General features: G+C 42.2%; 8 protein-coding genes and 5 pseudogenes. 1 reads left to right on the top strand and 12 read right to left on the bottom strand.

All coding sequences use genetic code 11. The features are described 5' to 3' along the window. Positions 1–64: 64 nt before the first annotated feature. The 6 genes and pseudogenes from PP175_RS11560 to PP175_RS11535 form a co-directional block, all read right to left on the bottom strand. Entirely contained in the window at positions 65–490 is a 426-nt protein-coding gene (locus PP175_RS11560) for a metallophosphoesterase family protein (RefSeq protein WP_272442941.1), read from the bottom strand. Positions 491–896: 406 nt separating this feature from the next. Beyond that, positions 897–1280: pseudogene (locus tag PP175_RS11555) on the bottom strand (DUF302 domain-containing protein). Positions 1281–1314: 34 nt separating this feature from the next. Beyond that, complete coding sequence (locus tag PP175_RS11550; RefSeq protein WP_272442940.1) at positions 1315–1893, bottom strand: sulfurtransferase TusA family protein; 579 nt, start codon at positions 1891–1893, stop codon at positions 1315–1317. Positions 1894–1907: 14 nt separating this feature from the next. Continuing rightward, positions 1908–2689 (bottom strand): annotated as a pseudogene (locus PP175_RS11545) (sulfite exporter TauE/SafE family protein). Positions 2690–2736: 47 nt separating this feature from the next. Continuing rightward, entirely contained in the window at positions 2737–3132 is a 396-nt protein-coding gene (locus PP175_RS11540; RefSeq protein WP_272442939.1) for a DsrE/DsrF/DrsH-like family protein, read from the bottom strand. Positions 3133–3536: 404 nt separating this feature from the next. Further along, positions 3537–4819, bottom strand: a pseudogene (locus PP175_RS11535) (IS110 family transposase). Positions 4820–5102: 283 nt separating this feature from the next. Between PP175_RS11535 and PP175_RS29905 the strand changes: the two are divergent. Beyond that, positions 5103–5582 carry a cytochrome c biogenesis CcdA family protein gene (locus PP175_RS29905; protein ID WP_442870463.1) on the top strand — a complete coding sequence of 160 codons (480 nt, stop codon included), beginning with the start codon at positions 5103–5105 and terminating at the stop codon, positions 5580–5582. A 137-nt stretch (positions 5583–5719) separates the two neighbouring features. On the opposite strand, the gene PP175_RS11520 is transcribed toward PP175_RS29905, so the two are convergent. The 6 genes and pseudogenes from PP175_RS11520 to PP175_RS11495 all read right to left on the bottom strand — a co-directional run bounded on the left by PP175_RS11520 (position 5720) and on the right by PP175_RS11495 (position 11353). Then, on the bottom strand, positions 5720–5854 hold the full coding sequence (locus PP175_RS11520; RefSeq protein ID WP_272442938.1) for a hypothetical protein: 135 nt from the start codon (positions 5852–5854) through the stop codon (positions 5720–5722). Positions 5855–5881: 27 nt separating this feature from the next. Next, positions 5882–6310, bottom strand: a complete 429-nt coding sequence (locus tag PP175_RS11515; protein ID WP_272442937.1) for an RnfABCDGE type electron transport complex subunit D — start codon at positions 6308–6310, stop codon at positions 5882–5884. A gap of 168 nt (positions 6311–6478) precedes the next feature. After that, a pseudogene (locus tag PP175_RS11510) lies at positions 6479–7827 on the bottom strand (transposase). Between the two features lie 217 nt (positions 7828–8044). Then, entirely contained in the window at positions 8045–9409 is a 1365-nt protein-coding gene (locus PP175_RS11505; RefSeq protein WP_272439706.1) for a transposase, read from the bottom strand. Positions 9410–9603: 194 nt separating this feature from the next. Further along, positions 9604–10505 (bottom strand): annotated as a pseudogene (locus tag PP175_RS11500) (DMT family transporter). Between the two features lie 131 nt (positions 10506–10636). Then, the gene (locus PP175_RS11495) at positions 10637–11353 is read right to left on the bottom strand and encodes a transglycosylase domain-containing protein (RefSeq protein ID WP_272442936.1); all 717 of its coding nucleotides are present in this window, start codon (positions 11351–11353) and stop codon (positions 10637–10639) included. Between the last annotated feature and the right edge of the window lie 575 nt (positions 11354–11928).

Raw genomic sequence — 11928 nt, 5'->3', positions numbered from 1 at the left:
TATATAAAGGAAGCAGTTGATGAGAAAAGTCAGTGATCTTCCCGCCTTCGATCGTAATATCTAATCAACCGAGAAAAGAGGCACTGGCCCCTGACTGAATTATAGTCGTATCCTTAACAATAATCGCCCTGTCCACCCGGTCATGGCTATGACCGCTTAAAATAATATCCACTCCCTGAACAACAGAAGCCAGTTTAGCATCCAGCGGCATTCCCATGTGGCTGATTAGAATGATTATGTTCACCTTTTCCTCTACCCGCAGAAACTGAACCGACTGTGCCACCTCCTCTAATCCGAGCGTAAAATACATATCCTCGAAAAAAGCGGGAGGAATGGTCTGATCCACAAATGGATAAGTAAGCCCAATCACACCTACACGTAACCCACTGTATTCTTTTATCACATCCGAGGTCAATGAATGAGTGGCTACCTTATCATACACATTCGCGGCAAGCATCGGAGTGGATAGCTGCTCTGCTATTAATCGCAAGTGTGCGGGACCATAGGCAGGCAAAATCCCAGTACAATAGCGTCTAACTTCAAGTATTCAAGAAGAGGGAGAATAGCCATTCCTTTTGAAAATACAAGCGGTCCAGTACCATGAAACAAGTCGCCGCTGTCCACAAACAACACATTTTCTTCTGTGTTTCGCACCTGATTAACAAACGAGGAGATCCGTGAAAAACCTCCGGTCTGGTGGTATTAAAAAGAAGGGAAACCATAAAACAATTCGGGGTGCAGCTCTAGAACACCATGGGGGTCGTTTTGTTGGGTAATGGTCAATAAGGCAAACATTCCTTCAAGCTCCTTTCGCGTAGAATAACTCTTTAGCATTATTAATTAAAAAAGCGTGCACAAAAATGAATGAACTGTGCACGCTTTTTTATTTGAGTTGTTTATTTTGCTTCATTTACAGCGTCTATCAAGGTCTGTTCGATATGTTGGGCGATTTCCTTTAAGGCGGGTTCATTTACTATATCGATTAAAACAGTAGGCTTTGGCAGACCGATTTTCACGGTCCCATTGTCTTCATATATCGCAATCTTACATGGAAGAAAATATCCAACCAGGCTATTTTGTGATACAACTCGCTTCGCCTCCTGCGGATTGCATACCTCGAGTATTCTGTATGGTTGAGTAAAATCTACACCTTTCTCCTGAAGCTTTGCTGTAAGATCAAGCTGTCAGAGTACGCCGAACTTGTGCCTTTTTAGGCTTGTTTCCACATCTAATACTGCTTGCTCCAACGTTTTGTTTGTTTCAACGGTATAATGAAACATCAACAATCACCTCAGCATAGATTTAGTAAATAACTTACTTCGTTTCTTTTTCAGTAGGTCCAGTCCATACAGCCATGCCCGGCAATACATTACGTACTCCAGTAAATCCATGTTCACTCAATACTTGGCACGCCATATCGCTGCGAGAACCCGTCCGGCATATAACATAGACATCTTCGTTTTGATGCTGACGAAGTTGATCAATTGTCTCCTCCAACTTACCAAACGGAACAAGCTTTGCACCTGGAATGTGTCCGAATGCGTACTCCATCGATTCACGAACATCGAGAATTACCGGATTTGCCTTTAATTTTCCCATTAATTCGTCATGTGAAGCACTATACGGAAATCTTTTCTCAGTCTTCACTTCATCCGAATGGGATTTGCGAATATAATGCTTAAAGACTCCATCCTCTTTCACAGTCCCTAGAAATTGATGACCAGTACGAACAGCCCAGCTTTTAACATCCGCAACAGAGCCTGGGTCGGTTGCAACCACTTCAAGTACTTCACCCGCCTGCAGTTCTTCGACCGCTTTCTTGGTACGAATAATTGGCATTGGACAGGATAACCCTTTACAATCAATCGTTTTATCTACAGTGTAAGCTGCCACTTGTAACTTCCTCCTTACTTAATTAACAAATCCCACCAAATTTTCAGGGCTGTGGCCAAAATAAGAAGGCCAGTATGCCTTGCAGAGCTTTTGCGTTGATCAGCTTGCTCACCTTCGTTCCGAGTGGAGCAGCAAGTAAGCTAGCGATCACAATGATAATGGAAGGCCAGATTAAAATGTGCCCTGCCATTACTTTTCCCACCGTTGCACCAATCGATGAAATAAACGTTATCGCAATAGATGAGGCAATCGATACAAGTGTCGGAATTTTTAGAACAGTAAGCATAATAGGGACGAGAATAAACGCACCTCCAGCGCCTACGATACCTGATGTAATTCCAACAATGAATGCCGCAATAACGGCGAGGATTGCGTTAAACTTTAGTTCCTCACCCGACGTGCCTTCTCGGCCCTTTTTGGGTACGAACATCATAATGGCTGCAATCGTGGCAAGAATGGCATATACGATATTAATGGTTGAGCCGGATAAAAATTTACCACCATAAGCACCTAGAAGGCTGCCAACAATAATCGCTGATCCCATATATGCAACCAATTTATAGTGAATCAATTTATCCTTCCGTAGTGAAAGTACCCCGCTTAGCGTCGAGAAAAACACTTGAATAGCGATCATTCCTGACACTTGATGTTCGGTATAAGAGGCTACTCCTAAAGCAGCTGGCAAAAATAATAGCAGAGGATAATTAATAATCGCTCCTCCGATCCCTAGAAGGCCGGACAGAAACGAACCGACAAAGCCGACAACAAGTAACGTAACGATTAAACTGACTGTCATATGTTCATGCCCCCTTTAGGAGGGAGCCAAAGATCGGCTCCCAAGCATTAGAACGTAAGGGTAACATCGGCATCATAAGCAAAGTCCAGGAAAGTAACGGCTCCACCCACTTCAATGCCATCGATGAAGTGTTCTTTTTCCAGACCCATTACGTCCATTGTCATCTGACAGGCAATCATTTTAACGCCCATTTCACTCGCCATTGCGACGAGTTCAGGGATCCCTGGTACGTTCGCTTTTTGGAATCCTTGAGCAAAATGTTCTTTGCCTACCGGCATCGGAAGCTGGGCATGAGCTTCTTTATGGATCAGATTTAAGCCTTCGAATGTAAAGAAGATACCCACCTCAGCGTCTGTTGCTGCAGCTGCTGTTGCAATATTAAATACCTTATAAGCGTCAAACATTCCACCGTTACTTGCAATAATTGCTACACGTTTTGCCATTTTACTATCTCCCTCTATAAAATAAGTTTTTCTCTTGAATACGCTTGTTTTCTCAGTATTTCTTGCAAGTCAGCAAACGTTATAAAACCAAAAATAATAAGAAGTGGTTTTATATGGATAGAAGAAAAGGGCAAAAACAGGGTGACCGAATTTTCTTATAAAAAATGAAAATTATGGTAGCACAATGGATCTCCACAATAGCCCAGGTGGTGTACCCTCCCGTGTCTCACGGGGTCCTTACGGCCCTTACATTCCTTCGTTCTACCTATCCGTGGGGTGGAGGCTGAAAAAGCTCCTTTGCAGGGTCAAATGCCCGAATGGTAAAAAATAACGCTCAGCTTCTCCGTGCTTACTTTTTTACAATGATGAATGAGAAAAACTAAGTATGTTCAAGAAAAAATAGATTACGCAACGTTTATTTTAAGTGCATGTTGAGATGGATTACTCACAAGCGTAGCGTCATATGGCTGTTGTTTGCGCCCTAATGCAAAGAAAATACGAATCAATTTACAACATAAAGCAATAAGCGACTGCTTCTTACGAAGCGGGTTCACAGCTCGGGTAGTAAACTCATGGTGTAGGGCTTTAAATTGCTGGTTTTTAGCGACAACTGGCATCACACATTTAAACAGGAGGGCACGCAGTTTCGGACGACCTCTTTTCGTAATACGGGTTCTGCCTTTATGCTTGCCTGAACTGTTTTCTTTGAAATTAAAGCCAGCTAATTTTTGAATCTGACGAGGGTGAGAGTAACCCATAAGATCCCCGACTTCCGCAAGGAAGCCTGCCCCTGTAACCAGTCCTACACCAGGGATCGTCATCATCTGAGCGGATCCAGGAATCTCTTGAATCAGACACTCGATTTGTTCCATACACGCTTCAAGCTGTTCACAAAGCAACTTGTGTTGGCTCAACAGAGCTTGGAGTCCTTGTCGGGCCATTCTTACTCCGGACTGAAGCCCGATAGACTTCTGAGCCACTTCAATAAGCTGAGAGGCTTTTTTATCCCAACAGCACGTTTAACCTCAACTCTCCACACTTGGACAATACCTTCTGCATCTCGCTGTACAATATCCTCTGGTAAAGGAAAATGACGAAGTGTAGATTGCGCTGCTTTTCCCTCCCAATCTTTAAAGACTGTTAAAAACTCAGGGAAATAGCGATCTAGCCAGTTGTGAATTCGCCCTTTAACTTGCAATAAGTCTTTAGATAGCTGTTCTCGTATGTTCATTCCGACACGAAGTTCGGCATAGATTCCTTGCGGAATCTGGGGTTCAGAGTAACGACCATCTTTCATAAGTTGTGCAATGACACGGGCATCTTTCACATCATTTTTGGTTGGTGAGTTATCATCAAGTTCTTTACTACGCTTAACGTGCAGCGGATTAACCAGAACAACGGGAACGCCTTCGTGACGTAAAAACTGAGCTAGAGGCATCCAGTAGTGCCCCGTCGGTTCCATTCCAAATACAACGTGAGTTTTACAATGGGCTTCCATAACCGAACGTGTCCATTTCCACAAATGAGTAAATCCAGACCGTGAGTTGTCAAACGTACAAGGTTTCCCAATTTCGATGCCTCGATAATCCTGCGCCCTCGCAACATGTTTGTGCTTGGCGATGTCAACCCCTACCACTAATGTAAACTCATTCATTTGCTCGATACGCTGATTTTGCTTATAATTCATGTTGAGTACCTCCTCTGTTATTTAAGGGTCGCCTGCAGGCTGACACCTCGTATGTTAACAGGAGGTACTTTTTTTATCGAACCTCAAATTTTCCCTTAACAGGAATGCTCCTTTTTTCAAACAGATCCCCTTCCCTTGTGGAATGGATTTTCTTTTGTTCAGATTTCACTTATTCTCTCTGCCGCTTCTGCCATTACTGCCGACTGGATAAGTACCAATAAAAAAAGACCTGCAAAATCATGCAAAAAATAAAGCCAAAAGGAGGAATGAAACCTTGGCCAATGTGTCCCTTATCTTTTCCTTTACAGCCGGCGTATTTTCGTTTTTTTCTCCATGCATCTTTCCCTTGATCCCAGCCTATGTAGCCCATCTAACGGGAGAGTATATGAAAGAAGGCCACATCGATGTTCAAAGGAAAGTGCTGATGATCCGCTCCATGAGCTTTATTCTCGGATTTAGCGTTGTCTTTGTTCTAATGGGAGCATCAGCAAGTATGATTGGCCAGCTTTTTCGGGATAACAGAGACTTGATTGCAAAAAATCAGCGGGATTTTAATTATTGTTTTCGGTTTACAGATGGCGAATATTTTACAGCTTCGTTTTTTAATGTTCGAAAAGCGATGGGAAACAAAGGAGGCAAAACAAAAAACGATCGGAAGCTCCTTCCTGCTGGGTCTTGCCTTTGGCTCAGGATGGACACCTTGTGTCGGGCTGGCTTAATCTTCGATTCTTTTACTGGCCGGTTCATCAGAAACGATGTATAACGGGATGTTGATGGTCTGGCTCTATTCACTGGGACTCGGTATTCCTTTTATGGTTATCTCCCTGGCTATTACGTATTCGATGAAAGCTGTAAACTTGACCCAGTCCGAAAAAGACAAAAAAACCATACCTCAGTTTATCAAGATGTTCGGCATGCCAGTAAATAACCTTCTTCCTCATTCTCAGCTTGATCTACTTGATATTCTTCTTCCTGTAATATTTTTGAGACGATTCTTCTTAATGGTAAATCATCCTCTACAACCAAAATACGCATGGATCTCCAACTCCCTACTTTATATTTCTACAACCCTACCTGCTGCTTTTTGATAGCGGATGCCTGTAGAGATGTGCGTTTGGTAAGGTAACTATAAAGGTTTCCAACTAACAATCCAATATACAGATACGTTAATCCACCAAAAAGCCCATAAATAATAATTCCTGATAAGCCCGTGAGCACCCCATACATAACTTGATTTTTATATTTTACAGGTGAAGTTGGCGGATCTGTCAGCATAAAAAAGCCAAAAAATAAAGCTGCATCAATAAACGGGGGACGAAGCGCATCCGTAGCATCTCCTATATTCAACTGCCCCATCAAAAACAGCAGGACAAAAAAAGTCCCCAGGAAGGAGAAAACTTGTGGATATTTATTCACTCGATCGGTTACCAAGTATCCCCCAATCAAAACAAAAATAATCGTCCATACTGGAAGGTCACCAAAAGCCCCCACCAGCTTTGTCCTGTTTGAAAAATATAGATAGATAGGAGTAACCCAAATGTTGCTGGATTAAAGATCGGCTTTTTCTTATAAGAACCAATTTCATAATTACTTTTGCGGATGCTAAGACTCCCAGAATTTCAACATTTTCATTTTAAAACGACCGTAGGTCGCAATCTGTTAGGCTGCTTTGTAATTTAATTTAGTGTTGATACGGTCAACAGCAATTTTACAAGCGTTGAATAGCAAGCATGTTAAATCTACTTGAACTCTTGCAAGCTCTCCTGAGCGGTATCGTAGGTTATTTAGCTGGAAATATTCTTTTAAATAGGCATTTACTCGTTCGACAGAAGTGCGTTTTTTATAAAGCTTTTTCCATGCTTTACTACCTCGTGATGGAGCAGGATAACGTCGTAAATCCGTTGTCTTTTTGATTTTAATAATTTTTTGACATAGCGTATCATCTGCAAGCGGACAATCTTTACATTCGTTCGGTCTGGAATATTTCAGCGTCTCGTATTTCTTATCATAGCTGTCATACCGATAGGAATGTTCCCGTACACACGTAGGGGCAAAATGCTTGTCAACACCGATAGGTGGCGCTTCGTTGCGTTTGTTATACGCAATAATACTATCCGCCTTCATGCGATAAATTTGTTCATAAATTGGTATGTAATCATAGCCAGCATCCGCCATCACTTTCGTGATATTCAGGAGAGGAAATCGCTCAGCTAGTCCTTTCAGCAATGGAATGGCGGCTTTAGCATCATTCATGTTCCCTGAAGAAAGCAAGTTAACCAGAATGTATTGGCTTTTGGCTTCTACTGCCAAGTGAAGTAAACATGTTTGTTCTCGGAATTTTTCTTAATTCCCCAACGAGGAGAACAGGGAATCTCTTTCTGGAGTTCACCGAAGGTGTGGTTTAATTGTTTTTCAATTTTCTGTTCAAAAAGAGGTAGTGCGTTTTGAATTTCCTCTTGTTCTTTTTTTCCATGATTCGACGTCTTCCTTTTTCTTGCGGCCGCGTTTTTTTGGTTCTTTGACAGGTCCTTCTGCCTTACTTTCTTCTTTTTGTGGAGCCTGGTCTCTCGCTTCAATATGGGTAGCATCAATTTCAATATGTTCACCATCTATGAAGCCTTCATTAATTGCATGTAAAAGAAGTTCATGGTTCATTTCATTCAACACATTGGATGTTTTCACTTTTTGGACCAAACGAGAAAAAGAGGCTTCAGACGGAACTCGATCCGAAAGAGCAAAACCGCAGTCTAAAAAGAACAGCACTCTTTTTTCAATCGACGAACAAGAAGTTTAATTGTTGGAATGCCTTCTAAAATACGGGCAAACAGTGAATAGATCATGGATGGATAATTAAGCGATTGTGGAGCACCATCTCTTACCTTCTTTGATACAACTTTGAGTAGCGGCATAATATTAATGCCTTCAAAAATTGCTTCAAAACGATGGGTAGGTTCCAAATCTAATAAATCTTGCAGGGAAAATAAACAGCCTTGACGAATTGAGTACATGAGGAGACCAACCTTTCTCATTGAGTTGTCTGCACAACTACTCTATTCGAGATTTGGGGAGGTACTCCTTTTTTCTATGATCATTGAACCTTACGGTTCAAGGGCTGTGAATTATGAAATTGATTCACTTGAATCAATTTCATAATTGCTTTTTAAAAATCTCAATACCTACAGAATTTTTGTATTCATTTAAAAAACGACCGGAGGTCGCGTTCTGTTAAGCGGCTTTGACGCTCAATTGGGTGTTGATACGATCAACAGCTAATTTAGAAGCATTAAACAATAGGCACAGTAAATCAACATGGACTTTCGCTAATTCTCCAGAACGATATCGGATATTGTTCAGCTGAAAATATTCCTTCAAGTACGCGTTCACTCGTTCTACAGAAGTACGTTCCTTATAAAGCTCTTTCCATGACTTACTTCCACGAGCGGGAGCTGGATACCGGCGCAAATCTGCTGTTTTTTTGATTTTCATGCTCTTTTGACATAGCGTGTCGTGAGCGAGCGGGCAGTCCTTACATTCCTTCGGTCTTGTATACTTTAGTGTTTCGTATTTTTTATCATAGCTGTCATAACGGTAGGAATACTCGCGGACACAGGTCGGTGCAAAATACTTATCGACACCGATAGGTGGCGCTTCGTTCCGCTTATTATAGGCAATGATACCGTCCGCTTTCATGCGATAAACCTGCTCATAAATCGGGTTGTAATCATAACCAGCGTCTGCCATCACTTTCGTGATGTTCAGAATAGGAAAACGCTCAGCTATCCCTTTTAATAGTGGAATCGCAGCTTTGGCATCGTTCATGTTTCCTGAAGAAAGCAAATGCCCTAAAATGTACTGACTTTTCGTTTCTACAGCTAAGTGAAGTTTGTAGCCATACCAAAAAACGTTTTTATTTTCGGAGTTCTTCTTAATTCCCCACCTGGGAGCGTTTGGCATTTGTTTTTGAAGCTCATCGAAGGTGTAATCCAATTGTTTTTCGATTTTCTGCTCAAAAATAGGCAGGTTGTTTTGGATTTCTTCCTGCTCTTTTTTCCAGGCTTCATAGTCTTCTTTCTTTTTGCGGCCTCGTTTTTTCGGTTCTTTGACATCGGGTTTCTTTTCCACTTCATCCTTTTGTGGAGCTTGATCTCGGGCCTCTATATGCGTAGCATCAATGGCAATATGGCTACCATCAATAAAACCTTCTTCCATCGTTTGGGAAAGAAGTTGATGGTTCATCTCGGCCAACACGTTTGAGGTTTTAATTTTTCGAATCAAACGTGAGAAAGAAGATTCAGATGGCACCCGATCGGAAAGGGAAAAACCGCAATCCAGAAGGAAAAGAACATCTTGTTTTAAACGGCGAACAAGAAGTTTTATGGTTGGGATCCCTTCTAAAATACGAGCCAGCATAGAATAAACCATTGCTGGATAGTTAAGCGACTGAGGGGCACCTTCACATGTGTTCTTTGACGTGATTTTAAGCAGTGGCATAATATTAATGCCTTCAAAAATCGCTGTGTAACGTTCGGTGGGTTCTAAATCTAACAAATCTTGCAGGGAAAACAAATGACCTTGACGAATAGAGTACATGAGGAGACCACCTTTCTCATTGAGTTGTCTGAGCAACTACTCTATTCGAGATTTGGGGAGGTACTCCTTTTTTTCATGCCCATTGAACCTTACGGTTCAAAGGATTTGAGTTATGAAATTGATTCACTTAAAAAAATAAAAAGACCTGTAACATTAAAATGAATTACAGATCTTAGCTAATCGTTTTATTTAATTTAACTTGAGATATTGCTTTGCTCTCCAACAAACCGGGGTTTTCGGTTGACGAGATAAATGCTGCCGACGATTAATACAATGCCAACCAACAGGTTTAACGTGAAGGGTTCGTGTAAAAAGAGGGAGCCTACAAGTATCGCAATAAGCGGAATAAGGAAAGTATAGGATGCCACTTTGCTTGCTTCTCCGGATCCGATCAGTTTAAAGAAAACGAGCCAGCCAACTGCGATTACAAAGATAGCGATAAACAACAAGAGGAAGATATACGTATCGTTCCACTCAATCTTCGACCAGCTTTCCACCTCAGAACCGACAGCCGTCATAAAGATTCCACCCACTATAAGCTGGAGTGTAACCAGCCAAATTGAATCCACCACACCGCCCACCTTTTTCACATAAACGGTGCCAATCGCCCAGCTAACAGCAGTGCCAAGGGCAAGTAAAATACCTACACTTGATATACGTCCGGTTAAACCGCCCGAGCTGATGGTCGCTACCCCTACAAATCCCAGCACTAACCCGGCAATTTTAAGCCCAAACATCGATTCACCCAGCCATAGCCAGGAAAAAACACCAAGCAGTACAGGCTGTAGGAAAACAATGACTGAAAACAGTCCGGCTGGCAGATACGTTAGTCCTATCGTTTGGAGACCGTAAAACAAGATAATATTAAAAAGAGCGGAAATAAGATAGATTGGCCACGTTTTCGTGAATTGCATTTGTTTATATCGCGGTATGGCTACAACTAGCAAAAGCAAACCACCCAATAAGGTTCGCATTCCGGCGAACAGCAGCGGGGGGTGTAGGCGAGTGCCATTTTAGATAATGGCCAGTTTACTCCCCAAATCAATACAAGGAACCCAATTAGAAAAGCCGCGCGCGTTCGCGACATTTGCTCCACATCTATCACTCCTGTTCCACTCACTTATTATTACTTACTTTATTATGATACACCACCGTGTAGCATAAATAAATTTATGGGGACACTGAAAATGACGGTTAGCGTTCTTCGATGTGGTAAAGGGCTCACGCTTACAAGCCTTTGTTGTTTGCTAATCTTATAGGTGTGTTGGCTGCTTGCTTCGCTTCTTCTGGCGTGATGTAGTGGCTTTGAACTAGATTCGACAGTACCTGTTGCTGCCTTTGTTTGGCTAAGCCCATTGCTTTATAAGGATCGTATACTGTTGGCGCTTGAGGAAGCCCAGCGAGCAGGCTTATTTCTGCTAAGCTAAGAGATGTAACCGGCTTTCCAAAATATACGAGAGACGCTTGCTCAACCCCAAATGCACCATGTCCAAAATATATAACATTAAGATAGAGTTCTAAAATTTCCTGCTTGCTCATAAATCGTTCAAGTGCGATAGCTAAGATCATTTCTTTCACTTTGCGGGACAATGTTCTTTCCTGGGTTAGGACAGTGTTTCGAATCAATTGCTGGGTTATGGTGCTTCCTCCTTCGGTTGGCTGCCGATTCTGAATATCTGTAAAGAGGGAGCGTCCTACTCCCATAATATCAATCCCAAAGTGTTCATAGAAGCGCCGATCCTCGGTGGCAATCGTTGCTTGCTTATACAGACCGGGTATATCCCCATACTTCATATAAGAACTGTGGCGGGCATGGATTTTCGTTGCGGCTGCCTGCCTCACCTGAGCAGCGATCGGATATACGGTAGAGAAGGTTAGCAAGAAACTTTCCCACAGTAAACCCACTACAAATATAAGCAATACAAGATTTTTTAAAATTTTCATTGCATGCACGAGCCTTTCTTCAAACGCAACAGATTAAATATAGTATTGCCTTGCAATTAAAAAATAGAATTTCCTGACTCGTCATTTTATCTAGCAAACGTAAACGATTGTTAAATAAAACTTTAAATTTTCCTTAAATAACAAAAAGATTGCGGGCCATGCCGCTCTCTTCTTTCCCCTCATAGAAGTTTTTACGGCCGCTTTGTGGAACGACGGACGGACCGACATTAGGGAATCTTGGCTAGCGGCAAGCGTAAGCGCAGGCGATGGCCTTAGATTCCTTTATACCGTTTAGGTGCAACATCTGGGTATCTCATGATGGAGACAGGTTGCCGGTCTTTTTCGCCCTCTGTTCCACACGCTCCATTAGAAAACTAGGTTGCGGCCAAGCTATAGCGCAGGCAGCAACCTAAGTTGCACTTATGCCGAAAGGTAAAATCGTAACACCTTTCGGCCTGGTGGAAAGAAAGGTGCGGACATGCGCCTCGCAATATTTTTCTTGAGTGTTTCGGGACCGGAGGTCCCGTTGAAAAAATCGCTCAAGGCCCTAGAACATTGTGAAGCACATAGACTTT

The sequence above is a fragment of the Aneurinibacillus sp. Ricciae_BoGa-3 genome, from assembly GCF_028421645.1.
Taxonomy (GTDB): domain Bacteria; phylum Bacillota; class Bacilli; order Aneurinibacillales; family Aneurinibacillaceae; genus Aneurinibacillus_B.
This window is presented reverse-complemented; position numbering and strand designations above follow the sequence as displayed.

What these genes read in the sequence shown, in the direction of transcription:
- PP175_RS11540 (WP_272442939.1), bottom strand. Translation starts at nt 3,132, where the DNA reads ATGGCAAAACGTGTAGCAATTATTGCAAGTAACGGTGGAATGTTTGAC.
- PP175_RS11520 (WP_272442938.1), bottom strand. Translation starts at nt 5,854, where the DNA reads ATGCGTATTTTGGTTGTAGAGGATGATTTACCATTAAGAAGAATCGTC.
- PP175_RS11505 (WP_272439706.1), bottom strand. Translation starts at nt 9,409, where the DNA reads ATGTACTCTATTCGTCAAGGTCATTTGTTTTCCCTGCAAGATTTGTTA.
- PP175_RS11495 (WP_272442936.1), bottom strand. Translation starts at nt 11,353, where the DNA reads ATGAAAATTTTAAAAAATCTTGTATTGCTTATATTTGTAGTGGGTTTA.